This is a genomic window from Aeromicrobium sp. SORGH_AS_0981 (genome assembly GCF_031453195.1).
GTDB lineage: Bacteria > Actinomycetota > Actinomycetes > Propionibacteriales > Nocardioidaceae > Aeromicrobium.
In genome coordinates, this window is record NZ_JAVIZD010000001.1 from 667,727 (window position 1) to 692,925 (window position 25,199).

The 25,199-nt window shown below is 72.4% G+C and carries 21 protein-coding genes and 1 tRNA gene; 16 read left to right on the plus strand and 6 right to left on the minus strand.

Annotated features, from left to right (window positions below):
* Positions 1-47: 47 nt before the first annotated feature.
* From QE370_RS03540 to QE370_RS03560, 5 genes are all read left to right on the plus strand, one after another.
* Positions 48-890, plus strand: coding sequence for a Ku protein (locus QE370_RS03540; RefSeq protein ID WP_309633454.1), 843 nt, complete (start codon positions 48-50; stop codon positions 888-890).
* 9 nt (positions 891-899) lie between these two features.
* On the plus strand, positions 900-3,395 hold the full coding sequence (locus QE370_RS03545) for an ATP-dependent DNA ligase (RefSeq protein ID WP_309633455.1): 2,496 nt from the start codon (positions 900-902) through the stop codon (positions 3,393-3,395).
* 126 nt (positions 3,396-3,521) lie between these two features.
* A complete protein-coding gene (gene zwf / locus QE370_RS03550) occupies positions 3,522-4,919 on the plus strand; it encodes a glucose-6-phosphate dehydrogenase (protein WP_309633456.1) in 1,398 nt (465 codons plus the stop codon).
* Positions 4,916-6,838: a glycoside hydrolase family 15 protein gene (locus QE370_RS03555; RefSeq protein ID WP_309633457.1), complete on the plus strand. Its 1,923-nt coding sequence runs from the start codon at positions 4,916-4,918 to the stop codon at positions 6,836-6,838. The genes zwf and QE370_RS03555 overlap by 4 nt, the downstream gene beginning before the upstream one ends.
* A gap of 720 nt (positions 6,839-7,558) precedes the next feature.
* Entirely contained in the window at positions 7,559-8,134 is a 576-nt protein-coding gene (locus QE370_RS03560) for a hypothetical protein (RefSeq protein WP_309633458.1), read from the plus strand.
* 144 nt (positions 8,135-8,278) lie between these two features.
* Here QE370_RS03560 and QE370_RS03565 read toward each other — a convergent pair whose 3' ends face one another.
* The 3 genes from QE370_RS03565 to QE370_RS03575 form a co-directional block, all read right to left on the minus strand.
* A complete protein-coding gene (locus QE370_RS03565) occupies positions 8,279-10,405 on the minus strand; it encodes a DEAD/DEAH box helicase (protein ID WP_308207040.1) in 2,127 nt (708 codons plus the stop codon).
* A gap of 796 nt (positions 10,406-11,201) precedes the next feature.
* Positions 11,202-12,662 carry an MDR family MFS transporter gene (locus QE370_RS03570; protein ID WP_309633459.1) on the minus strand — a complete coding sequence of 487 codons (1,461 nt, stop codon included), beginning with the start codon at positions 12,660-12,662 and terminating at the stop codon, positions 11,202-11,204.
* Between the two features lie 141 nt (positions 12,663-12,803).
* Complete coding sequence (locus QE370_RS03575; RefSeq protein ID WP_253023597.1) at positions 12,804-13,235, minus strand: SRPBCC family protein; 432 nt, start codon at positions 13,233-13,235, stop codon at positions 12,804-12,806.
* Between the two features lie 156 nt (positions 13,236-13,391).
* Between QE370_RS03575 and QE370_RS03580 the strand changes: the two genes are divergently transcribed.
* From QE370_RS03580 to QE370_RS03615, 8 genes are all read left to right on the plus strand, one after another.
* Positions 13,392-13,877: a pyridoxamine 5'-phosphate oxidase family protein gene (locus QE370_RS03580; RefSeq protein WP_309633460.1), complete on the plus strand. Its 486-nt coding sequence runs from the start codon at positions 13,392-13,394 to the stop codon at positions 13,875-13,877.
* Positions 13,878-13,902: 25 nt separating this feature from the next.
* Positions 13,903-14,220 carry a hypothetical protein gene (locus QE370_RS03585; RefSeq protein ID WP_253023599.1) on the plus strand — a complete coding sequence of 106 codons (318 nt, stop codon included), beginning with the start codon at positions 13,903-13,905 and terminating at the stop codon, positions 14,218-14,220.
* A gap of 241 nt (positions 14,221-14,461) precedes the next feature.
* Positions 14,462-15,556: a glycosyltransferase gene (locus tag QE370_RS03590; RefSeq protein ID WP_309633461.1), complete on the plus strand. Its 1,095-nt coding sequence runs from the start codon at positions 14,462-14,464 to the stop codon at positions 15,554-15,556.
* Positions 15,553-16,629, plus strand: a complete 1,077-nt coding sequence (locus tag QE370_RS03595; RefSeq protein WP_309633462.1) for a glycosyltransferase — start codon at positions 15,553-15,555, stop codon at positions 16,627-16,629. The genes QE370_RS03590 and QE370_RS03595 overlap by 4 nt, the downstream gene beginning before the upstream one ends.
* On the plus strand, positions 16,626-17,648 hold the full coding sequence (locus tag QE370_RS03600; protein WP_253027462.1) for a glycosyltransferase: 1,023 nt from the start codon (positions 16,626-16,628) through the stop codon (positions 17,646-17,648). The genes QE370_RS03595 and QE370_RS03600 overlap by 4 nt, the downstream gene beginning before the upstream one ends.
* Positions 17,645-18,526 carry a galactosyltransferase-related protein gene (locus tag QE370_RS03605; RefSeq protein ID WP_309633463.1) on the plus strand — a complete coding sequence of 294 codons (882 nt, stop codon included), beginning with the start codon at positions 17,645-17,647 and terminating at the stop codon, positions 18,524-18,526. The genes QE370_RS03600 and QE370_RS03605 overlap by 4 nt, the downstream gene beginning before the upstream one ends.
* Positions 18,523-19,140: a MarC family protein gene (locus QE370_RS03610; RefSeq protein ID WP_309633464.1), complete on the plus strand. Its 618-nt coding sequence runs from the start codon at positions 18,523-18,525 to the stop codon at positions 19,138-19,140. Before QE370_RS03605 ends, QE370_RS03610 begins: the two co-directional genes overlap by 4 nt.
* 459 nt (positions 19,141-19,599) lie before the next feature.
* Complete coding sequence (locus QE370_RS03615) at positions 19,600-20,052, plus strand: hypothetical protein (protein WP_309633465.1); 453 nt, start codon at positions 19,600-19,602, stop codon at positions 20,050-20,052.
* A gap of 15 nt (positions 20,053-20,067) precedes the next feature.
* On the opposite strand, the gene QE370_RS03620 is transcribed toward QE370_RS03615, so the two are convergent.
* On the minus strand, positions 20,068-20,352 hold the full coding sequence (locus QE370_RS03620) for a winged helix-turn-helix domain-containing protein (protein WP_067860540.1): 285 nt from the start codon (positions 20,350-20,352) through the stop codon (positions 20,068-20,070).
* A gap of 158 nt (positions 20,353-20,510) precedes the next feature.
* On the opposite strand from QE370_RS03620, the gene QE370_RS03625 reads away from it, so the two are divergent.
* Entirely contained in the window at positions 20,511-21,557 is a 1,047-nt protein-coding gene (locus tag QE370_RS03625) for a sodium-dependent bicarbonate transport family permease (RefSeq protein ID WP_253025145.1), read from the plus strand.
* The gene (locus QE370_RS03630; protein ID WP_309633466.1) at positions 21,554-22,351 is read left to right on the plus strand and encodes an SDR family oxidoreductase; all 798 of its coding nucleotides are present in this window, start codon (positions 21,554-21,556) and stop codon (positions 22,349-22,351) included. Before QE370_RS03625 ends, QE370_RS03630 begins: the two co-directional genes overlap by 4 nt.
* Positions 22,352-22,467: 116 nt before the next feature.
* Here the strand turns inward: QE370_RS03630 and QE370_RS03635 are convergent, their stop codons facing one another.
* A complete protein-coding gene (locus QE370_RS03635) occupies positions 22,468-22,752 on the minus strand; it encodes a hypothetical protein (RefSeq protein WP_309633467.1) in 285 nt (94 codons plus the stop codon).
* A gap of 257 nt (positions 22,753-23,009) precedes the next feature.
* Positions 23,010-23,082 (minus strand) — tRNA-Arg (locus tag QE370_RS03640).
* A 194-nt stretch (positions 23,083-23,276) separates the two neighbouring features.
* Between QE370_RS03640 and QE370_RS03645 the strand changes: the two genes are divergently transcribed.
* Entirely contained in the window at positions 23,277-25,169 is a 1,893-nt protein-coding gene (locus tag QE370_RS03645; RefSeq protein WP_309633468.1) for a hypothetical protein, read from the plus strand.
* Positions 25,170-25,199: the final 30 nt, after the last annotated feature.

A 25,199-nucleotide genomic window follows, 5' to 3' on the forward strand; every position in this document is an offset into this window, starting at 1 on the left:
TGCGTCACGGAGTGGCCGCCGACGTTCCAGTGCGGAACACTGATCCCATGCGTTCGCTCTGGAAGGGGTCGATCAGCTTCGGCCTGGTCAACGTGCCGGTGCGTGTCTACAGCGCCACCGAGAGCCACGACGTCTCGCTGCACCAGGTGCACGCGGAGGACGGCGGACGCATCCGCTACCAGCGCCGGTGCGAGGTCTGCGGCGAGGTCGTCGCCTACGAGGACATCGCGAAGGCGTACGACGACGGCGAGAACACGGTGGTGCTGACCGCCGACGACCTCGCGTCGCTGCCGGCGGAGTCGGCCAAGGAGATCGAGGTGCTGGAGTTCGTGCCGGCCCAGCAGATCGATCCGATCCGGCTCGACAAGGCGTACTTCCTGGAGCCCGACAAGACCGCGATCAAGCCCTACACGCTGCTGCGCCGCGCCCTCGAGGACACCGACCGCAGCGCGGTGGTGAGGTTCGCGCTGCGGCAGAAGTCGCGTCTGGCGGTGCTGCGCGTGCGCGACAAGACGCTGCTGCTGCAGACGATGCTGTGGGACGACGAGGTGCGCACCGCCGACTTCGACGTGCTGGAGACCGTGCCGCGGATCAGCGCGAAGGAGCGCGACATGGCCTCGCAGCTGGTCGACTCGCTCGCGGCCGACTTCGACGCGTCGCAGTTCACCGACGACTACCAGGAGCAGCTGCGGACGCTGGTGGAGGCGAAGCTCGAGCAGGGCGACACGATCGACACGGCGGCCACGTTCGGCACGAGCGACGACGAGGGTGACGACGCCGAGGTGGTCGACCTGATGGAGGCGCTCAAGCGCAGTGTCGAGCGGAGCAAGGAGCGTCGCGGCCAGGGTGGCAGCAGCGCGTCGAAGTCGCGCGCTCGCAAGAAGGCCTGACCCGGCGGCATGCCCAGCCGCGGGTCGTCGAGCAGCCAGACCGTCACGATCGACGGTCGGCGCCTGCGTCTGACGAACCCCGACAAGGTGCTGTACCCGGCGACGGGCACCACCAAGGCCGAGGTGATCTCCTACTACGTGGCCGTCGCGGACCGCCTCCTCCCGCACGCCTCCGGACGACCGGTCACCCGCAAGCGCTGGCCGGACTCCGTCGGCACGATAGATCGACCAGGCGACCTCTTTTTTGAGAAGAACCTGCCGGACTCCGCGCCCGACTGGGTGCGCCGCGTGGTGGTGCGCCACAAGAGCCACGTGAACGTGTACCCGCTCGTGGACGGTCCGGCGGCGCTGGCGTGGCTGGGCCAGGTGTCGGCGCTGGAGCTGCACGTGCCGCAGTGGCGGGTGGAGGCCGACGGGACGCCGCGCCACCCGGACCGCCTGGTGCTCGACCTCGACCCCGGCCCGGGCGTGGGGCTGGCGGAGTGCGTGGAGGTGGCGCACGCGGCGCGCGACCTGCTGTCCGACGTCGGGCTGGAGGCGTTCCCGGTGACGAGCGGCAGCAAGGGCCTGCACCTGTACGCGCACCTGACGGGCGAGCACGACGCCGACTACGTGAACGCCTTCGCGAAGCAGGTGGCTGCGGCGCTGCAGGACGAGCTGCCCGACCTCGTGGTCTCGTCGATGAAGAAGTCGTTGCGCGAGGGTCGGGTGCTCGTCGACTGGAGCCAGAACAACCAGGCGAAGACGACGATCGCGCCGTACTCGCTGCGCGGTCGCGCCGCGGCCGACGGGGAGGGTCCGTTCGTCGCCGCGCCGCGGTCGTGGGACGAGCTGGGGCCCGACCTGCGCCACCTGACGATGGAGGAGGTGCTGGAACGTGACGACGACCCGCTCGCGGGGCTGGACCCGCAGCCGACGTCGGGCGACGAGAGGCCTGCGGCCGCGCCGGACCGGCTGACGGTCTACCGCTCGATGCGCGACGCGTCGCGCACTCCTGAGCCGGTGCCCGCGGAGGCGCCCACGAAGCGCGGCGACGACCCGATCTTCGTGGTGCAGGAGCACCACGCCACCCGCCTGCACTACGACGTCCGGCTCGAGCGCGAGGGCGTGCTCGTGTCGTGGGCCGTGCCGAAGGGGCCGCCCACCGACCCGAGCCGCAACCACCTCGCCGTCCCCACCGAGGACCACCCGATGGAGTACGCGACGTTCGAGGGGACCATCCCGAAGGGCGAGTACGGCGCGGGCCAGGTCAGCGTCTGGGACCACGGCACGTACACGCTGGAGAAGTGGAAGGAGGGCGAGGTGATCGCCGTGCTGCACGGCTCCGCTGGCGGCGGGCTGGGCGGCAGCGTGCGGTTCGCCCTCCTCCGCACCGGTGAGAACTGGCTGATGCACCGCATGGACCCGCCGGCGGCCCCCGACCCGGAGACGGCCGACCCGGCGACGCCGGAACCAGAGGCGCGCGACGCTGCGACGACGGACGAGCCCGACGGCGGGAGCCCGCCCGACGCCGGCCGTCTCGGGACCGTCGCACCCATGCTCGCGAGCCGGCCCGACGGCCTCGACCCGCACCGCGACGCCGACGCCTGGGCGTTCGAGATGAAGTGGGACGGCGTCCGCGTGGTGGCGACGTGCGACGGCGAGGCCGTGCGCCTCGTGGGACGCAGCGGCAAGGACGTGACGACGACGTACCCCGAGGTCGCCGAGGCCCTCGCCGGGCTGCACCTCGACGACGCCGTCGTCGACGGCGAGGTCGTCGCGCTCGGCGACGACGGGGCGCCGTCGTTCGGGCGCATCCAGCAGCGCATCGGGCTCGTCCGGCCGCGCGACGTCACGGCTGCGCGCCGGGCCGTCCCCGTGCGGTACGTCGTCTTCGACCTGCTGCGGCTGGGCGGGGCCGACGTGAGGGGCCTGCCCTACGTGCAGCGACGCGAGCTGCTCGAGGGTCTCGACCTCGACGACGCCGACCGGCTCGACGTGCCCGTCGCCTTCGACGGCGACCTCGACGCCGCGCTCGCGTCGAGCCAGGAGCTCGGCCTCGAGGGCGTGGTCGCGAAGCGGCGCAGCAGCCGGTACCGACCCGGCAGCCGCTCGGCGCACTGGGTGAAGCTCAAGCACGAGGACCACGTGGAGGTGGTCGTGGTCGGGTGGCGACCTGGCCGAGGCGGGCGCACCGGCGGGGTGGGCTCGTTGCTCGTCGCGGTGCCTGACGCGACCGGCGGCCTGCGCTACGCGGGTCGGGTGGGCACCGGGTTCGACGAGCGCGCGCTGACCGACCTCGCGCGACGGCTCGAGCCGCTGCGGCGTGAGCAGCCGACCGTCCAGGCTCCGCGCGACGTCGCCCGGGAGGCGGTGTGGACCGCGGCCGAGCTCGTCGGCGAGGTCACCGCGGCGGGCTGGACCGACTCCGGCCACCTGCGCCACCCCGTCTGGCGCGGTCTGCGCGCCGACAAGACCGTCGCCGACGTCGAGACCGTCCCGGACCCCCGACCCGGCCCGACCTGACGCTGCTCCCGCCGGACCACCACGGGCGTCCGTCGCACGACCACGTCACGTCCAGTCGGCATGCGCTCCACCACGGTCGCTCCTAGCGTGGAACGTGACCCCGTTCCCCTGACGCCAGGACGTGTCGTGAGCTCCTCCTCTTCCCTCCCTCCGCAGGTCGTCGTGCTGTTCGGCGCGACCGGTGACCTCGCCAAGCGCAAGCTGTTCCCCGGTCTCTACCGGCTGGCGCTCGCCGACCGGCTGCCCGCCGACTACCGCGTCATCGGGTCCGGGCGCCACGAGCCGAAGAAGGACTTCCGCGAGCAGGTGATGGACGGGCTCAAGGAGTTCGTCGACGACCTCGACGTCGACGTCGCCGAGCAGCTCGTGTCGCGCACCAGCTTCCAGACCTCCGACGCCGACGACGGCAGCGACCTCGCGGCCGCCGTGCGCGACGCCGAGTCCGAGCTGGGCGGCGACGCACGCCGCCTGGTCTACCTGTCCGTCCCGCCCGCGGCGATGGAACCGATGATCCGCATGCTCGGCGAGACGGGCATCGCCGACGGCGCACGCATCGTCGTGGAGAAGCCGTTCGGCACCGACCTGGAGTCGTCGCGTTCGCTGCAGGCGACGCTCGACGAGGTCGCCGGCGAGGACAGCGTGTTCCGCATCGACCACTTCCTCGGCAAGGAGGCCGTGCAGAACGTGCTCGCGCTGCGCTTCGCGAACGGTCTGCTCGAGCCGTCGTGGGACGCCGAGCACGTCTGCGCCGTGCAGATCGACGTGCCGGAGGAGCTCACCATCGAGGGCCGCGGCAGCTTCTACGAGGCCACCGGCGCGCTGCGCGACATGGTCTCGACGCACCTCTCGCAGGTGCTCGGTTTCCTGGCGATGGAGCGGCCCGAGAGCATCGACGCCGATCACCTCCGCGACGCGAAGGCCGCGGTGTTCGCCGACGTGCAGCCGCTGCGCCCCGAGGACGTCGTCCGGGGCCAGTACGAGGGCTACCGCGACGAGGAGGGCGTCGACGACGACTCCGAGGTGGAGACCTTCGTGGCCGTCCGCGTGCACGTCGACAACGACCGCTGGCGCGGCGTGCCGTTCCTGCTGCGCACCGGCAAGGCGATGGCGGCGACCCGCCGCACCGCGACCCTGTTCTTCCGGGCGCCTGAGCCGCTGTTCGACGAGCGTCAGGACGGCGACGACCGCCTCGTGCTCGAGCTCGGCGAGGCGCCCGAGGTGACGGCCGCGCTGCACGTCAAGCGCCCCGGCCCGACGTTCGAGCTCACCCGCGCGTCGGCGACCTTCACGCTGCCCGAGGACGACCCGGAGCACCGCCCGCTCGAGGCGTACGAGCGGTTGCTGCTCGACGTCATGCACGGCGACCAGACGCTGTTCACGCGAGGCGACGAGGTCGACCGGCTCTGGCAGGTCATCACGCCCGTGCTGGAGGACCCGCCGCCGGTGCAGTCGTACGAGAAGGGCTCGTGGGGCCCGCAGGCGGCGCTCGACCTTGCGGGCGAGCGCGGCTGGCACCTGCGATGACGGGAATCCCACCGGGTCCGACGTCGGGGCCGCTGCCGATCTCCGACCACGGCCTGGTCGGGGACCTGCGCACGGCCGCGCTCGTCGGCACCGACGGGACCATCGGCTGGTTCTGTCCCGGGCGCTTCGACGCGCCGAGCGTGTTCGCGTCGGTGCTGGACGACGAGCGCGGCGGGGCCTGGGAGCTCGAGCCGGTCGACGGGTCGGTGCGGTCGCAGCAGTTCTACTTCCCCGACACCGCGATCCTCGCCACCCGCTTCCTCACCGACGACGGCGTCGTCGAGGTGCACGACTTCATGCCCGTGCTCCGCGCGGAGGACCCCGACCACCGCCAGCGCCTCGTGCGTCGCGTCGTGGCCGTCCGCGGACGCTCCGTGGTCCGCACCCGAGTGGCGGCCCGCCCCCACTACGGGCGCACGACGCCCGACCTCGAGCCGCTCGACGTGGCGTCGGGCCACGGGGTCTCCCTCACCTGCGAGGGCCGGGGTGACGACCCGGGCGTGCGCATGGCGTTCGGCGCGACGGTGCCGCTCGAGGTCGATGCGGGCGACGTGACCGCCGAGTTCACGCTCGAGGAGGGCGAGCGGGCCCTGTTCGTGCTGGAGGTGCTCGACCCGCACGCCGACACCCCCACCGACGGCTGCGACGACACCGACACGTCGGCGCTGTTCGAGGCGACGTCGCAGTTCTGGCGCAGCTGGCTGTCGCAGTCGACGTACGCCGGACGCTGGCGCGAGACGGTGCACCGCTCCGCCATCACCCTCAAGCTGCTCACCCACGAGCCCAGCGGCGCGGTCGTCGCCGCCCCCACGACGAGCCTGCCGGAGACGATCGGCGGCACCCGGAACTGGGACTACCGGTACGTGTGGATCCGCGACGCCGGCTTCAGCCTGTACGCGCTGCTGCGCCTGGGGTTCACGTCGGAGGCTAACGCGTTCACGCGCTGGCTGTCGGAGCGGCTCGGCGAGGAGCGCGACGACGAGGCCGAGCTCGGACCGCTGCGCGTGCTCTACGACATCGACGGATCGGCCCCCACCGACGAGCACGAGCTCGACCACCTGGCGGGCTACCGCGACTCGCGTCCGGTGCGCGTCGGGAACGCCGCCGTCGACCAGCTGCAGCTCGACATCTACGGCGAGGTCATCGACGCCGTCTACCTGTTCGACAAGTACGGTCCGGGCATCAGCCACGACGCGTGGAACGACCTGCGGCGCGTGCTCGACTGGGTGCTCGAGCACTGGGACGCCGACGACGCCGGCATGTGGGAGATCCGCGGCGACGTGCGCGCCCACACCACGAGCCGGCTCATGTGCTGGGTCGCGGTCGAGCGGATGATCCGCATGGCTCGGCGCCGCGGGCTGCCCGGTGACGTGGGCGCGTGGTCGCGGGTGCGCGACGAGATCCACGAGCGGATCCTCAGCGACCACTGGGACCCGCACCACGAGACGTTCCTCATGGCCGAGCACGACCCGGACGCCGACCCCGACGCCGACCCGGTGCTCGACGCCGGCGTGCTGCTGATGCCGATGGTGAAGTTCTGCTCGCCCGTCGACCCGCGGTTCCTGTCGACGTTGGCCGCCGTCGAGGAGCAGCTCGTCGCCGACAGCCTCGTCTTCCGCTACGACGTCCACGCCGCGCCCGACGGCATCGAGGACGCCGACGCCGACGGCGACGGAGTGGGCGACGGCGAGGGCACCTTCAGCCTCTGCTCGTTCTGGTACGTCGAGGCCCTCACCCGCGCCAGCCGTCTGCGCGAGGCCGAGGTCGCGCTGGAGAAGATGTTCACCTACGCCAACCACCTCGGCCTCTACGCCGAGCAGATCGGCGCCACCGGCGACCAGCTCGGCAACTTCCCCCAGGCCTTCACCCACCTGTCCCTCATCAGCGCCGCCATCAACCTCGACCGCGCGCTGGCCTGACGCGGGGCCTTTCCAGGCCGGTGCGCTTGCTGCGGGGGTCTCGTCCTGCTGCTGCGCGGCCTGCGGGGGTCTCGTCCTGCTGGTGCGCTGCCTTGGCTGGCGCTGGGTCTGGCCTCCGAGAGGGCCTCGACCGGCAGCGGGCCGGGGGCTGCCTCGGGTCTCGGGGTCTGGCTTGGGCCCGCCCTCGGCGCACGATTCTTCGTTTCTGCGTTCTCGGGCCAAGGTTCTGCGTTGGCGCGTGCGGGCGGTGGATCCTCCACCTTCTGAGCCCGTGTTCGGTGGCAGATCCACCGCTGGCGGGCGCGAGCGCGGAAGGATTCTTCCTTCTCGTGGACCGGTCCACGAGAAGGAAGAATCGTGCGACTTCCCACGGCAAACCGCGGCCACGATGCTGCCTTCGCGCGTCGACGCTGAACGCTTCTGCATTCGCGACGGGATCCCGTAGCCAACGCAGAACCGTTGGACCCTCAGCGCACCAATGCAGCATCCTGCGTCCACCCCGAGCGAGACCCGCAGCCCGAGACCCCAGACCAGCGCCGCCGCCAGCCGCCCGGTCGAGGCCCTTTCGGAGACCAGCCCCAGCGCCAGCCGAGGCAGCGCAGCAGCGAGTCGAGACCGCCTGCGGCAGCGCAGCAGCAGGCCGCGCCTGCAGCAGGCAGCGCACCAGCAGGACGACCCACCCCGCTACGGCACGACCCCGAAGATGCCAGGATCTCCCGCATGGGCACCCCGACGACGACGCGCCGTGGCTCGAGGGCGAGAGGCATCCGGGCAGCGCTCGTGGTCCTCGTCGCGCTCGCGGGCTGCGGGGCTCCCGGCGGCCCGCGCCACGACATCCCTCACGACGCGGAGTCGGGCGGGCAGACGTTGCGCCAGGCGCAGGCTGCCGTCTCGAGCATCCCCGGCCTGACGATCGACCTGGCCGGGGGCGAGCCGCCGAACATCAAGGGCAACACCGGCTACGACGTCCGCGTCACGGTCGCGCCGGGGTACCGGATCGTCGACGGGCCCGCGCTGGTCACCTTCCTCGTGGAGTCGGCGTGGTCGGTGCGCACCGGGTACCTGCCGAACACGCAGATCACGGTCAGCGTCGACACCGGCGACGGACCCGAGTTCGAGGTCGACGCGGCAGCGGCCGAGGCCGGGTGGGTGGAGCGCGGCGAACCCGTGCCGGGACAGACGACCTTCAGCCTCGTCAACGTCCGCACGGACGACGGCTCACCCGGTCGCGAACGGCTGGGCGACTGGCCCGGCGACGTCCCCGACGTCCCGCGCGACGTCACCGCCCGGCGCTGATCCGCGCGGCCCCCGTCCGCCTCGCGTCCGCCGGCCCGTTTGCGTGGGGCCCCACGCAAACCCGCTCCCCCCACCGCAACCATGCGTCGTTCTTGCACGTTCGGGTGGGGCCCCACGCAAACGCGCGGGTGGAGGCGGGTCGGGTCAGCGGCGACGCGAACGGAGCGAGTCCGACAGGATGCCGACGAGTGCCTCGAGCTGGACGTCGGTGACGTCGACCTCGGTGTCCTCGCCGTCGAGGGCGCGCGCGGCGAGCCCGGCCTTGCTGTCGATGAGCTCCACGATGCGCGTGTCGATCGTCTGCGAGGCGATGATGCGCCACGCGGTGACCGGCTCCTCCTGGCCGATGCGGTGCACGCGGTCGATCGCCTGCATCTGCTCGGCGTCGGTCCACGACAGCTCCGCGAGGACGACGTTCGACGCCACCTGCAGGTTGATGCCGACACCGGCCGCCGTGAGCGAGCAGACGATGATCTGCGTGCCCGGGTCGTTCTGGAACGCGTCGATCGCCTTCGCCCGGGCCGCGGCGGTCTGGTCGCCGCGGATCGTCGAGTAGCCGATGCCGCGCTCCTCGAACGCCTTCTGCGCGGCGTCCATGACGTCGAGGTGCTTCGCGAAGAACACGACCTTGCCGACGCTGCGCGCCAGCTGGGCGGTGTAGTCGGCGGCCAGACCGGCCTTGGCCTGGCCGATGCGACGCACCATCGAGAACACGTTCTCGCCGGTCGACTCGTTGGCCTCCTCGCGCTCCCACGCGGCGACCTTGCGGACGAGGTCGAGGTCGAGCACCTCGGCCACCGGGTGACCGGCCTCGACGCGCGCGGCGGCCGCCCGGTCGTAGCGGGCGACGAGCCGGCGGGCCAGCTCGGCCTCGGCGGCGCGGATGGAACGGCCGGCCTCGCCGTCGAGCTCGACGGGCATGTCGGCGATGCGGCGGGCGGGGATGTCGGCGGCGACGTCGATCTTGCGACGGCGGACGATGCCCATGTCGATGACGGCCTGCCGGGCGGCGGGGAAGAAGCCGGGGTCGAGCGGCGTCAGGCCGGTCTCGTCGAGCCGGTGCATCAGCTCGGGCAGCGGCTTCTTCTCGTCGATCCAGCCGAGGAACTGCCAGATGGCGCGGAAGTCCTCGACGTCGTTGATGAGCGGGGTACCGGTGAGCGCCATCATGAGCGGTCGCGCGGTGCGGCTGCGGATGCGGTCGGCGATGCGGAGCACGTGGCGCGACCGCTGCGACGACGTGTTCTTGATGAAGTGGGCCTCGTCGAGCACCATGCCGCGGAAGCCGAGGTCGCCGAGCCAGCCGGCGTGGCGGTCGAGGATCTCGTAGTTGACGACGACGATGTCGGCGAACGCGTCGATGTCGTCACCGTTGCCGTGCACGACCGTGACGGCGCGCTGCGGCGTCCACAGCCCGACCTCGCGCGCCCAGTTCGCCTTGACGACGTTCGGCACGACGACGAGCAGCGGGTACGCCTGCGCGGCGTGCGCGGCGAGCAGCGACTGCGCGGTCTTGCCGAGGCCGGGCTCGTCGGCGAGCAGGAACGTGCGGTGTCCCTCGGCGGCGGACGACACGAGCTGGGCCTGGTGACGCATCAGCTCGGGTCCGCGGTGGTTCAGCGGCAGGGGCTCGGGGAGCTCCATGCAGGCGGGCGCGCCGGCGGCGGCCCGCTCGAACGACGACAGCAGAGGGCCGATGAGCTCCCACGTCGCGAGTCGGCTCGGCCCGGTGCGGGGCGGCGGCTCGGGGGAGAACTCCGGCGGCATGAAGGGGTTCGCGAGCTGGCGCGCGACGACGGAGCGGGGCACGACGGAGCGGTCGACCCGCAGCTCGGTGGTGGAGGCGGGCGGCTCGGCGGCCAGCTCGAGGCCGGCGGCTGCCATCAGCTCACGCTTGAGGGCGAGGGTCGAGCTGGAGATCTCGGCGTCGTCGGTGAGCAGCATGAGCAGCGCGGGCTCGCGCGTCGCGGTCTTGGCCAGGATGGTGGCGACGCCGTCGAGGCGCTTGAGCTGGTCGGCGCGCTGCGGCTCGGTGAGGTCGGGGTCGGTCTTCACGCGGGCGCGCTCCTCGCGCACCAGCAGGCCGACGGCCTGGAAGGTGGCGCGGGTCGACGCGGTGACGCGTCGTCGCTGCACGGCGTTCTCGACCTCGCGCACCGCCTTCGCGAGCACGGGCATGAGTCCGGTGTCGTCGTCGTGCTTCTTGCGCCGGGCCCCGCTGCCGTTCTGGCGTGCCTTCTGCGGGTTCCGCTGCTGCGTTCTCGTGGCCAACAGGCTCCTCCTCCACGGCCGGACGTCTGCCTCGGCCGGCGGCGGACGGGTCGTGCCCGTCACCGCGACAGGGCGTACGGCGACTCGGCCGCCAGTGATCTCGGCGGCGGGTCGGTGGCTGAGCACCCACCCACGAGTGCGGGCCGTACGGCTCCTGCTCCGGCAAGTGTAGACGAGAGTGGTTCCTTTGGCGCGTTCTGCCCAGTTGTGGCGCCGGATCCACGTGGTCCCGACGGGGTGGTGCCCGTCGGGTCTCGTCCTGCTGGTGCGCTGCCTGCGGTCGTCGTGACCTTGCTGGTGCGCTGCCTCGGCCTTCGCTGGGTCTGGCCTCCGAGAGGGCCTCGACCGGCAGCGGCTCTGGGGCTGGTTTCGGGTCTCGGGGTCTGGTCTGGGCTCTCGGGTGATGCACGGTTCTTCGTTTCTGCGTTCTCGGGCCAAGATGCTGCGTTGGCGCGTCTCATCGGTGGATCAGCAACCGCAGGAGCGCTTCTGCGGTTGAGAATCCACCGATGAGGGGCGTCGCGGCCGAAGGCTTCTGCCTTCACGACGGGATCCCGGAGCAAACGCAGAACTTTTCGAGCTCCGATGCGCGAACGCAGCATCCTGCGTCCACCCCAGCACCAACCCACAGCCCGAGACCCCGGACCAGCGCCGCCGCCAACCGCCCGGTCAAGGCCCTTGCGGAGACCACCCCCAGCGGGGGCCGAGGCAGCGCAGCAGCACGACGAGACCCCCTGCGGCAGCAGACCAGCAGGACGAGACCGACCGCAGGCAGCGCACCAGCAAGGTCAGACCCTCAGTGCACGACCTCCCCCGACCCACTCGCCTTGCGCAGGAAGGGGGAGAAGGCGACGAGCACGAGGCTGAGGATCGCGCCGACGAGGAACGCGCGCTGCACGCCGTCGACGAAGGCGGGACCCTCGCCGAGCCCGGCGTCGACGCCGCTCGCGGAGACGACGGTCATGATGGTGATGAACAGGGCTGCGCCGGCCGCGCCGGCCACCTGCTGCAAGCTGCCGACGACGGCGCTCGCGTAGGAGTACAGACGAGGCTCGACCGACCCGAGGGCGGTCGTCATGAGCGGCGTGAACGTGGCCGACAGACCCAGCATCAGCACCAGGTTGGCGCCCACCAGCCACGCGACCGACGTGTCCGCGTCGACGTCGACCAGCAGCCACAGGCCCGCCGACACGAGCAGCGAGCCCGGCACGACGAGCACACGCGGGCCGAACCGGTCGTAGAGCCGGCCGACGAACGGTCCGGTCACGCCCATCACGACGCCGCCGGGCAGGGTGATGAGTCCGGTCTCGAGCGCGCTGAGGCCGAGCGCCTGCTGCGCGAACAGCGGCAGCAGGAGGAACGAGCCGAACATGGCTGCCATGGCGATGAGCATCGCGCCGGTGGCGATGCGGAACTGGCCCGACGTGAACACGCGCAGGTCGAGCAGGGCCCGGTCGTCGCGCTGCAGCTGCAGCTGGCGGGCGACGAAGGCGGCCAGGGCCACGCCGCCGACGACGAACGGCAGCCAGGTGGGCGTGCCCGACGACCCCTGCGCGTGCTCGCCGATGCCGACGAGTCCGTACACGAGGCCGCCGAGGCCGAGCGCCGAGAGCGGCACCGACACGACGTCGATCCTCTGGTCGCCCGTGGCTGCCACGCTCACCACGTACCGGGCGCCCACCACGAGGGCGGCGAGCGCGACGGGTGCGACGACGCCGAAGATCCAGCGCCACCCGAAGTGGTCGAGCACGAATCCCGAGAGCGTCGGGCCGAGCGCGGGGGCGACCGCGATGACGACCGTGATGTTGCCCATCATCGCACCGCGCCGGGCGACGGGCACGATCGTCATGACCGTCGTCATGAGCAGCGGCAGCATCACGGCGGTGCCCGACGCCTGCACGACCCGCGCGACCAGCAGCATCGCGAAGCCCTGCGACGCGAACGCGAGCACCGTGCCCGCCGTGAACAGCGACATCGCCGCGACGTAGAGCGTGCGGGTCGCGACGCGCTGGATCAGGTAGCCGGTGAGCGGGATGACGACGGCCATCGTGAGCATGAACGCGGTGGTCAGCCATTGGCCCGTCGACGGCGGCACGCCGAGGTCGTCCTGGAGCACCGGCACCGCCACGCTCATGACCGTCTCGTTGAGGATCACCACGAACGACGCCACCAGCAGCGTGCCGATGACGAGCAGGTGCTCGCGCGGCAGCGGCGGCGTGTCCGTCGTCGCGGTCGGGTCGGTCGTGGCGGTGCTCATGCGGTCCCCTGGGGTCGGTGCCGGGCGTGCTCGTGGCGCGCGGACTCCATCGTCGACCACGGCGCGGACCTGGGGGTGAACGTCAGGAGGCAGCGGGATGTTCCCGCCCCGCCCCCGAGGTCCGGTCCAGCAGCAGATGCCTCAGAGCCGGTTGAGCACCTGCACGAGGTCGTCCTCGGTGTCGCTGCCGATCTTCTCGAAGACCAGCTTGACGACAGGCGTCGCGAGCTTCGCGGCACCCTTGAGCTGGATGTCGGCGACGTAGGTGATCTCGCTGCCCGAGCCGTGCGGCTGGACGGTGATGGTGTCGGTCGAGTGGGCGGTGTCGTTGGTGCCCACGAACTGCACGTGCGTGTCGTCGAGCTCGGTGAGCTCGTACTCCAGCTCGGTGCTCACGCCCGCGATCTTCGACGTGTTGCGCCACCGGCTGCCGACGGCCACCGGACCGTCGTCGATCCGCTGGCACGACTCCGTGCCCGGGTCCCACTCCTCGGCGTGCGAGAAGTCCTTCAGGTAGTCCAGGACGGTCGACGGAGCGGGCTGGACGGTGAACGTGCGGCTGATCTCGGTCATGCCTCCAGGTTCGGCGACGATCCCGACCCCTGCACCTCGAGCCGCCGCAGCGCCACCCGCGCCGCACGCCGTCCGGGTCCAGGCCCGCGGCGTTCGGGAGGCGCACCTGCCGACCCCGTCCTACGGTCGAAAGGACCCCCGAGACGAGGAGCCACCATGAGCGACACCACCGACGAGAAGACCCTCGACGACCTGCTGACCGACCTGCGGATCGCGATGTTCACGACCATCACCGACGACGGCACCCTGCGCAGCATCCCGATGGCGCGCCAGGACACCGACCTCGACCCCGCCGAGCTGTGGTTCATCACGGCGAAGGACACCGAGCACACCCGCGACGTCGCACAGCGTCCCGACGTGCAGCTGACGTTCAGCTCGTCGGACTCCTGGGTGGCGCTCACGGGCCACGCGGAGGTCGTCGACGACCTCGCCAAGCTGAAGGAGCTGTGGAACACCTTCGCCGAGGCGTGGCTGCCCGAGGGCCCCGAGGGCGACAACTCGACGCTGATCAAGGTGCGCGTCGACAAGGCGGAGTACTGGGACACGCCCGGCAGCAAGGTGGCGTCCGCGATCAGCCTCGTGAAGTCGAAGCTGACCGGCGAGCCGTACAAGAGCGACCACGGCGTCGTCGAGAACCCCTGATCAGCCTGACGGAGGAGGTCCGACGATGAGCGAGGGCAAGCACCAGCCGCCGAAGGGCGTGCAGGAGACCGCACAGCGCGCGGTCCGCTGGATCGAGGACGGCAAGGCCGGCAAGGGCTTCACCGACACCGGCGACCACCGGGCCCACCAGCTCGCGAACGGCGAGAAGCTCACCGACGAGCAGGCCACGAAGATGCGCGCCTACTTCAAGCGGCACGACGTCGACAAGGACGCCGAGGGCTTCAAGAACGGCTCCGACGGCTTCCCGTCGCCCGGTCGCGTCGCCTGGGACGCGTGGGGCGGCGACGAGGGCGAGCGCTGGGTGGGCACGCTCGACCTCTGAGCCCCACCCCCGATGGGCCGAGGGCTCGCAGCAGGGGGAGAGCGTCGAGCGACGCTCTCCCCCTGCTGCGTCCGCGGAGGGGTTGACCCCCTCGGGCACGGGTACCTCCTGGGACGCGACCGGTCCGCGGTCGCCCACAGCCTCGAGGGGGTCAGTCAGCATGCCGCTCGCCGACACGGAACCGTCCAGCGGGCAGTCCACGGCCTCACGCCAGGGTCGGCCCGAGATCAGGATCGCGTCCGTGCCCTCCGGGCACGTGTACGTGCGGCACCTGTCGTCGCCCGACCGCGACCTCGACGACCCCGTCCGCCGCCTGGCCGACCCCGCGCCCGGGGGTGGCCCGGCCGCCGCGGGCCAGCCGTGGTGGCCGCCCGCCATGCTCGACGCAGCCTGGGTGGAGCGGTCGCACGACTCCTTCGACCTGATGCACGTGCACTTCGGCTTCGATGCCCTCGCCCCGGCGCAGCTGACCGCGCTGGTCGAGGCGCTGCGCACGCACGGCAAGCCGCTCGTGCTCACCGTGCACGACCTGCGGAACCCTCACCACCTCGACCGTGCCCTGCACGACGCCCAGCTCGACGTGCTCGTGCCCGCGGCGTCGGTCGTCGTCACCCTGACCGACGGAGCGGCGGCCGAGGTGCGCCGGCGGTGGGACCGCGACGCGCTGGTGCTCCCCCACCCGCACGTCGTCGAGCCCACCACGATGGAGCGGCTCGCCCGACACCGTCCCGCACCCGCGGAGCGCGGCGGCGAGTTCCGCGTCGGCCTGCACGTCAAGAGCCTGCGCGCCTGCATGGACCCGGCCACCCTCCTGCCCACGCTGCTCCGCGCCGTCCAGCAGGTGCCGGGCGGCGTGCTGCAGGTCGACGGCCACACCGACGTGCTCGACCCGGGCGGCGCGCGCTTCGACGCCGACCTCGCCGCCTGGCTCGCCGACGCCCCCGTCGTCGTCGACGTGCGCGTGCACGACTACTTCACCGACGACGAGCTGGTCGACTACCTGGCGTCGCTGGACCTCTCCGTGCTGCCCTACCGCTTCGGCACCCACTCGGGCTGGCTCGAGCTCTGCCGCGACGTCGGCACCCCCGTCGCCGCTCCGAGCTGCGGCTACTACGCCGACCAGGGGCCGGTGCACGCGTTCACGTTCGACGAGCACCGGTTCGACGCCGACAGCCTCGTGGCCGCGGTGCGCGACGCGTGGACGTCGACGCCCACCCCCGCACCCACCGTGGCGCAGCGGCTGGCGCAGCGTCGCCAGCTCGCCGAGGCCCACGCCACCGTCTACACCGACGCCCTGACGGGTGCGTGCAGCATCGCGACCGTGGGTGGCCGATGAGGATCTGCCTCGTCGCGTCCGCCCGCTTCCCCGTCGCCGAGCCGTTCCAGGGAGGCCTCGAGGCGCACACGGCCACGCTGGCCCACGCGCTCGCCGACCGCGGCCACCGGGTGAGCGTCTTCGCCGCACCCGGGTCCGACCCCTCACTCGACGTCGAGGAGCTCGACGTGCCGCCGTTCGAGCCGAGCGCGGCGGCGCGCGCCGACGTGGGGGCCCATCCGGACGCATGGATGCGCGAGCACCACGCGTACCTGGCGCTCATGCTCCGGCTCGCCCGCGGCGGGCAGTCGCGCTTCGACGTCGTGCACAACAACAGCCTCCACCACCTCCCCGTCGCGATGGCGCCGATGTTGTCGGTGCCGATGGTGACGACGCTGCACACCCCGCCGCTGGGCTGGCTCGAGTCGGCCATCGCGATGTCGGGCGACGCGTCGACGTTCGCCGCGGTCAGCCGGCACACCGCCGCCGCCTGGTCCCACGCCGTGCAGGCCGAGGTGGTGCCCAATGGCGTCGACACGTCCCGGTGGCAGCCTGGGCCGGGGGGCGGGCGGGCGGTGTGGACCGGCCGGCTGGTGCCGGAGAAGGCTCCGCACCTGGCCATCCTCGCCGCCCGACGCGCCGGGCTCGCGATCGACCTCGCGGGACCCGTGCTGGACGCCGACTACGTGCGTCGCGAGGTCGAGCCGCTGCTCGGCGACGACGCCCGCCTGGTCGGCCACCTGCACACCGACGCCCTCTGCGACCTCGTCGGGCGCGCCGGCGTGGCGCTCGTGACGCCGCAGTGGGACGAGCCGTACGGCCTCGTCGCGGCGGAGGCCATGGCCTGCGGCACCCCGGTCGCGGCGTTCGCGCGCGGCGCTCTGGCCGAGGTGGTCGGGGTCTCGGCCGGGCGGCTGGCCCGGCCCGACGACGTCGACGACCTCGCCCGAGCCGCCCGCGAGGCCGTGGCGCTCGACCGCGCCGCCGTCCGCGACCACGCGGTGCGGCTCTGCTCCGTGCACCGGATGGTCACCCGCTACGAGGAGCTGTACGCCCGCGCCTCGAGCCCGACCCGGCCGGCCGAGGCCTCATGATCGGCTACTACGTGCACCACCACGGGCACGGGCACGTCATGCGGGCGACGACGCTGCTGCCCCACCTCGTCGGGCACGAGGTGACCGGGCTGTCGACGCTGCGCGCCCCGCGCAGCTGGCCGCAGCTGTGGATCGGGCTCGACCCGGACGCCGACGACGACCCGTTCGAGCTCCCGCCGGACCCGACCGCCGGTGGCGTCTTCCACTGGGTGCCTCGCGGGCACGACGGACTGCGCTCGCGCATGTCGACGATCTCGCGGTGGATCGACGCGACCGACCCCGACGTCGTCGTCGTGGACACGTCGGTCGAGGTGGCTGCTCTCTGCCGCCTGCACGGCGTGCCCGTGGTGCAGATGCTGCAGCCCGGCGTGCGCACCGATCGGCCGCACCAGCTGGCCCTCGACCTCGCCGACCGCATCGTCGCACCGTGGCCTGCCGACGTCGCAGGCGTCGTCGAGGGGGTCGCCGCCGACGACCCACGACTCGTGCACGTGGGCGCGTTCTCCCGCTTCGACGACCGGCCGGAGCCGGACGCCGTCGCACCACCGGCCACCCGTCAGGTGACCGTCCTGTCGGGCACCGGTGGACCCGGCATCGACGACGCCTCGCTCGAGCGCGCCCGACGCAGCACCCCCGGCTGGACGTGGACGGTGCTCGGCGGCCACGCCGGCACCTGGCTCGACGACCCGTGGCCCGCCCTGCTGCGCGCCGACGTCGTCGTGACCCACGCCGGGCAGAACGCGCTGGCCGAGGTGGCCGCGGCCCGTCGACCCGCCGTGGTCGTGCCGCAGGAGCGCCCGCACGACGAGCAGCGGACCACCGCTGCGGCGCTGCGGGCCGACGGGCGACTGCCGGTCGTCGTCGCCGAGGCGCCCGCCGACGACGACTGGGCCACCCTGCTGGAGCAGGCGGTACGTCGCGACGGCCGCGACTGGGAGGTCTGGAACGACGGCAAGGGCGCCGCCCGCGCCGCCGAGGTCGTCCTCGAGGTGGCGCACGCACGGACGGCCGACCGATGACGCCGCAGGGTCCGGGCCGGGTCGCGGTCGTCACGGTCGTGCACGGGCGGCACCGACACCTGTGGCTGCAGCAGCGGTCGCTCGCGGAGGGTGCCGTGCCACCCGACGACCACGTCGTGGTCGCGATGGACGACCCCCGCGCCGCGTCGTGGCCGGCGCCCGGGCGACGTCCGCACGTCGTGCACCTGCCCCGCACCGACGAGCGGCTGCCACTCGCCGCGGCCCGCAACCTCGGGGCGCGCACGGCCATCGAGCGCGGAGCCGACCTGCTCGTGTTCCTCGACGTCGACTGCATCGCCTCCCCCGGGCTCGTCCTCGCCTACGAGGAGGCGTCGCGGCGTCCACTCACCGAGGACGCGGTGCTCTGCGGACCGGTCTCCTACCTCCCCCCGCCACCAGCCGGCGGCTACGACCTGCACACGGTGCACGCCCTCGCGACCCCTCACGCCGCTCGCCCCTGTCCGTGCCCCGGTGACGTCGTGGTCGACACCGACGGGCACGACCTGTTCTGGTCGCTCTCCTTCGCCCTCACGCCGCAGACCTGGGAGCGGGTCGGCGGGTTCGACGAGGCGTACGCCGGCTACGGCGCCGAGGACACCGACTTCGGGCAGCGGGCGGCGGCCGCCGGGGTGCCGCTCGCGTGGGTGGGCGGCGCGCGGGCCTCGCACCAGCACCACCCGACGCAGACCCCGCCGGTGCAGCACCTCGACGACGTGCTCCGCAACGGCCGCCTGTTCCGCGACCGCTGGGGGCGGTGGCCCATGCAGGGCTGGCTGGACGCCTTCGAGGAGCAGGGCCTGGTGCGTCGCACCGGCGACGGGGACTACGAGAGGGCCGACGCGCCCGCGTCGTCCGTGGCTGCCACGATGGAGGCGTGACGTCCGTCTCCGTGGCCATCGCCGCCCTCGCGGCGCTGCTGCCGATCACCAACCCGCTCGGGGCCGTGGCCGCCTTCGCGGCCCTCACCGAGGGACAGCCCGCCGACCAGGTGCGACGCCAGGCGTGGCGCACCGGCATCTACGTGGCGGCCATCCTGGGCGTCTTCGCGCTCCTCGGCAGCCTCGTGCTGAGCGCCTTCGGCATCACGATCGCCTCGCTGCAGATCGCCGGCGGCCTCGTCGTGGCGCACTCGGGCTTCGGCATGATCGTGCCGCGGGAGACGAGCACGGACGCCGAGAAGGAGCATGCCGCCGCGAAGGCTGACGTGTCTTTCTCGCCCATGGCGCTGCCGCTGGTGGCCGGGCCCGGGGCGATCGGCGTGGTCATCGCGCTGTCCGCGCGCCACCCCGACCCGCTCGACCGCGTCGGCATCCTCGTCGCGGGCCTCGCGATCGGTCTGCTCATCGCGCTCGCGCTGCGCTTCGCCACGCCGGTCGTCGACCGGCTCGGCCCGACCGGCATCGGCGCCCTCACCCGCGTGATGGGCTTCCTCATCCTCGCGATCGGCGTCGAGCTGTTCGTGCACGGCGTGCTGGCCGTCCTGCCCTCGTAGGCTCCCGAGCACCGCCAGCTGCACGTCGATCACGAGGAGCTTGATCCAGACTCGACCGCGCGAACCGCCCGGGACGTCATGCGCCACCATGGGTTCATGTCATCGACATCTGCACGATCACGGGTAAATCGTCAGTTCCTCGCCGGCGTCCTGGTCGGGTGCGCGTTGACGACTGTGGCGATAGTGATCGCAGCCGCGTGGATGGGCCGTGGAGATCTTGCTCAGCGATGCCTTGAGGCCGCGCCGAGTGATCTTGAGGTCTCGCAGGCGTCTCTGGCGTACGACGCCGACTACCTCAAGGCGGCGTTGACGTGCACATGGAGCGGGGAGGGAGGCCGCGGGCCTTCCCGAACGATCACGATCCCGCTGTACCGGTGATGTGGCCGGCACGGGGCAGCTCGTCCCTCGACTTCGCCGACCTGGACCGTCCGCGGCACTCGCCCTCGTAGGCTCCTGCCCATGAGGGAGGCCGAGATCTTCGACGTCGACGGCACGTTGTGCGACGTCTCGGGCGTCCGGCACCACGTGCGTGGGGAGCGACGCAACTTCGAGGCGTTCCACGAGGCTGCGCTCGGCTGCCCGCCGCACGCCTGGGTCGTCGACGGCGCACGGGCCGCGGCGCGGGAGGGTCGGGCCGTCGTCGTGGTGACCGCCCGCCGCGAGCACTGGCGCGCGGGCACGTCGTTCTGGCTGGCGCTGCACGACGTGCCGTCGGACCACCTGTGCCTGCGCGGCGAGCACGACGGCCGCCCCGACGTCGAGGTCAAGCGCGACGTCCTGGCCCAGGTGCGCCAGCGCTACCGCGTCGTCCGCGCCTGGGACGACAACCCGAACGTCATCTCGCTGTGGGAGTCCGAGGGCATCGACGTCGTCGTCGTGCCCGGCTGGGACGACGAGCCGTCCCGCCCGTAGAGGCCGACGCGCCGCTCAGCGGCCGAAGGCGGCGAGGAGGTCGCTGACCATGGTGGTCGACTCCTCGGGGTGGCGCAGGGGACCGTCGGGGTGCACCTCGTAGCGGTTGCGACGTCCGACCTTGGTGCGCGTGAGGTACCCGGCCTCCTCGAGGTCGCGCAGGATCGTGCGGGCGGCGCGCTCGGAGATGCCGACCCGCTCGCTGAGGCTGGTGAGCAGGATGCCCGGCTCACGCGCGACGAGGACGAGCACGTGGCCGTGGTTGCTGAGAAAGGTCCACGAGGAGCGCTCCGACGTCACGCGCACAGCCTAGCCGCGGAGGTGTCGTGCCTCACGTCTGCCACACCGGCATCTCAATACCGGTATCGTGCTTCCCGTTAACGATCTCTCACCGCTCGGCGCCGGACGGGGTGGCGACACCGCGCGGACGAGATCCCCCTGCCAGCCCAGGAGTCCCCATGGATCTCTCCATGCTCAGCAACCTCACCGACCCGGTCATCCTGTTCTTCGTCCTCGGGCTGCTCGCCGGCACCCTGCGCTCGAACCTCGAGGTGCCGCCTGCCGTCACGAAGTTCCTGTCCCTCTACCTGCTCATGTCGATCGGCTTCAAGGGCGGCGAGGCGCTCGCGGCCACCGGCATCACCAGCACCGCCCTCACCGTGATGGGTCTCGCGGTGCTCCTGTCCGTCGTCATCCCGGTCGTCGGGTACCGCGTGCTGCGGCGTCGGGTGGCGCCCTTCGACGCGGCGGCGATCGCGGCCACGTACGGCTCCGTCAGCGCCGTCACCTTCGTCGCGGCGACGCAGTTCGTGACCTCACGCGGCGACGAGCCGGGCGGCTACATGACCGTGGCGCTCGTCATGATGGAGACGCCCGCGGTGGTCATGGCCGTGCTGCTCGCCACCTGGGTGCGCGCGCAGCGGCAGGTGGCCGAGCCGGCCCTCGTGGCCGCGCGGGCCACCGACTCCGGACCCGACGCCCCCACGCCGCCGACGTCGGACCTGCCCCCGGCCGGCACCACCGTGGGCAGCGTCCTGCGCGGGGCGTTCACGGAGGGCACGTTCCTGCTCCTCGTCGGCTCGCTGGTCATCGGCGTCGCCTCCGGCTCGACCGGCGCCGAGACCATGGCACCGCTGCTGCACGACCTCTTCAAGGGGCTGCTCGCGTTCTTCCTGCTCGACATGGGCCTCGTCGTGGCCCGGCAGCTGCGCGAGGTCAAGGGGGTCCCGCCGTTCCTGATCGGCTTCGCCGTCGTGATGCCGCTCTTCGGCGCGACGCTCGCGCTGGTCCTGGGCGTCCTGACCGGTCTGTCCGTCGGCGACCTGACGCTGCTGACCGTGCTGGCCGCCAGCGGCTCGTACATCGTCGTCCCGGCCGTGGCGCGCCACGCGATCCCGGAGGCGCTGCCGTCGCGCTACCTCACGATGTCGCTCGGCATCACGTTCCCGTTCAACATCGTCCTCGGCATCCCGCTGTACCACGCGATCGCCGGGGTGCTCGCGTGAGCGCGGGGCTGCTGGTCGGCAAGGTCGTGCTGGTGACGGGCGTCGTCACCACCGAGAGCATCGCCTACGGCGTGGCCCGACGGGCCCGCGACCTGGGCGCCGAGGTCGTGCTCACCGCCCTCGACCGCGACCTCGAGCGCGCGACGGAGGCCGCGCAGTCGCTCGACGTCGACACCGTCCTCACCTACGACGTCACCCGACCGGGCGCGGGCGTGGAGCTGGTCGAGGCCGTCGGCGACCGCTACGGACGTCTCGACGCGGCGCTGCACGCCATCGCGTTCGCACCGAGGGCGGCGCTGTCGGGCTCGATGCTGGGGGTCGACCCCGCCCAGCTCGAGCAGGCGTTCCGCACGAGCACCGTCTCCTACGCGGAGCTGGCGGAGGTGCTGCGCCGTCTCAGTCCGGCGTCGGGGGCCAGCCTCGTCGGTCTCGACTTCGACGCCGCCGGCGCGTGGTCGGTCTACAACTGGATGGGGGTGTGCAAGGCGGGGCTGGAGTCGCTCAACCGCTACCTCGCCCGCGACCTCGGCGCGATCGGCATCCGTACCAACCTGGTAGCGGCCGGCCCCGTCCACACCCGCGCCGCCAGCGGCATCCCCGGCTTCGAGGAGCTGCTCGGCGCGTGGGAGCAGCGGTCGCCACTGCCGTGGGACCCCCGCGACACCAAGCCCGTCGCCGACTCGGTCTGCTACCTCTTCTCCGACCTCGCACGAGCCGTCACCGGCGAGATCCTGCACGTCGACGGCGGCTACCACGCCATGGCCGGCCCCTTGAGGGGACCGAGGCGGGGGTGAGGGGACGGCTGGACGCAGGATTCTGCCGTCCTGCGTCCAGCCCCGAAGGATGCTGCGTTCGTGACGGGATCCCGTGGCCAACGCAGCATCCTTCGACCCTTGGCACGAGCGCGGAGTCAGTCACGGACGCGTCCGGCCTTGATGGAGCGGCGCGCTGCGCGCGGCTCGACCCCCGCGTGCCAGAGGGCGAGCGGCACGGCGAGCCGAGGGTCGTCGAGAGGCGCGTAGGCGCCGGGAACCGAGCGGCGCTTCATCTCCTCGAGGAGCAGATCGGGACCCGCGTCGCCGTTCGTCCCACGCTTCTTCCATGCCGCTCGGTACGCCGCGGCGGGGGTCTGGGAGCGGTCGAGCCGGTCCAGGACCTCGCAGACGATGTCCAGAGCCAAGAGAGAGTCGAGCATCGCCTGCCCCTCCCAGCCATCTCGATACCTGCTCCGTGCATTGAGACCGACCTTACGGTCCTCCGTCGAGGTCCACGGCACCCGACGATGCTGCGTTCACGACGGGATCCCGTCGCGAACGCAACATCCTTCGACCGTGGCACGCGGACGCAGAGTCGTGCGTCCACCCCGGACTGCCCCCGGTCCCCCACGACGCCCACGAGGCCCACGAGGCCCACGAGGCCCGGAGCATCCTCAGATGCTCCGGGCCTCGTCTGCGCGCCCGTAGGGATTCGAACCCCAAACCTTCTGATCCGTAGTCAGATGCTCTATCCGTTGAGCTACGGGCGCACGTCCCGAAGGACAGCGAAGAGTCTACGGGACGCCCCTCGGCGTCGTGCAACCGGGGCCGTCGCTACGCAAAGTCCCGCCCGGTCCACCGACGACAGGTGTCTGTTTGGTGAATCCGCCCAGGAACCACGTCCGCGCCCACTACGGTGAGCGCAGCCGCCCCGTGGTGGGGCACCGTGGAGAGAGAAGGACCCATGACCAGCAGTCGTCTGGCGCTGCCGGCGCTGTGCGCATCCGCCGCACTCGTCGCCAGCACCGTCGGCCTCGTGGCCGCGCCCGCCCAGGCCGAGCCGACCGACGCCCCCTCGTCGTCCGCCGCGTGCGAGACGTACCCCGCCGACCAGCTCGAGGAGGGTCAGGAGGTCACCGGTCTCACCACCGCCGGCGTCACCCCCGGTCGCCCGTCGTCGAAGGTCGAGCCGGAGTCGTTCACGGGCACCTACCTCGACACCCTGAGGAGCGACGACGGCGACACGCTCGTCTTCGACCTCAAGGGCTCGCGCATCACCAAGGCCGACGGCACCATCGACGCCGGCGTCTGGTCGGGCATGTCCGGCTCCCCCGTGTACGCCGCCGACGGCCGCCTCATCGGCGCCGTCGCCTACACGTTCGGCGGCTCGCAGGGCTCCTCGATCGCCGGCGTCACGCCCGCCGCGGCCCTGCAGGCCCTGCGCGCCAACGGCGGCCAGGCGCCCGCCAGCATCCGCCTGACGTCGCGCGAGAAGAACCGCCTCGTCGCCGCCGGCGCCGACCGCAGCGAGCTCGGCACCGGCGCGCGCAGCATCAAGCCCGTCACCGCCATCACGCTGCCCAGCAGCCTCGGCCGCGGCTACGCCAGCATCGCCAAGCGCGCCGGCAACACGGCCCGCACCGTCATCGCGGGCGCCAGCGGCGGTGCCGCCGCCGACGCACCCATCGTCGCGGGCGGCAACCTGGCCGTCGCCGACTCCTACGGGTCGATCGCCTCCTACGCGCTCGGCACCGCGTCGCTCGTGTGCGACGGCGACGTCGTCGGCTTCGGCCACCCCATGGAGTTCGCGAACGCCCAGCGCACCCTGCACAACGCGTCGACGGCGCTGATCCAGGCCGACGGCGGCGAGTCGTACAAGCTGGCCAACCTGGGCGCCCCGCAGGGCACGCTCCTGCACGACGGCCTCGCCGGCGTGTTCGGTCGCCTCGGCGCACTGCCGCTCACCACGACCGTCACCTCGACGGCCTCGTCCGACGGCAAGCCGGCCCGCACCTACCTGTCGTCCGTCCCCAACCCGGACGCCCTGGCCGAGATCGCCGCCACGCACGCCTACCGCGACGCCGCCCTCGCCCAGGACCAGCTGGCCGGCGGCGAGTCGCTCGTGACCTGGACGGTCAAGGGCACGAGCACCGTCAACGGCAAGCCCGTCGAGATGCGCCGCACCGACCGCTACAGCCGCCGGGACTACCTCGCGGAGTTCGTCGGCACCGGTGTCGCGTCGAACATCGAGGCGCTGCAGGACAACCCGTTCTCGAACATCGACGTCACCGACGTGACCATCGACGACACCCTCACGTCGCCGTACAAGGCGCTCAAGGTCACGGCCGCCGAGCGCTACGACACGAAGAAGCGCCGCTGGGTGAAGCTGCGCGAGGGTGGCACCATCACCGCCACCAAGGGACGCACGATCAAGCTGCGCATCACCCTCGACCGCGCGAACCGGTACTCGAAGGCCACCAAGCGCTACGTGACCACCGAGGTGCGTCCCGCGTCGACCGCGATCGGCACCGGCCGCATCGTCATCACCGGTGGCAACACCAACAACTGGGACGACGAGGACTACTACTACGACGACTTCGCTCCCTGGGACGACGAGGACTACTACTACGACGACGAGGACGAGCTGTCGCTCCCGGCCAAGCAGCCGACGTCGGCGCAGGGCGTGGCCGACCAGCTCGCGAACGACGTGCGCAACGACGACCTCCTCGTGTCGCAGGACTACTTCACGAAGCCGTCGAAGCGCTCGAGCAAGCGCGTGCTGGTGAACCAGGACAAGCGCCTGCGCCAGACGTCGATCGTCGACGGACTGCTGTACTTCAGGGTCCGCTACCGCTGACCCCCGCGTCACCCGCACACGACGACGGCG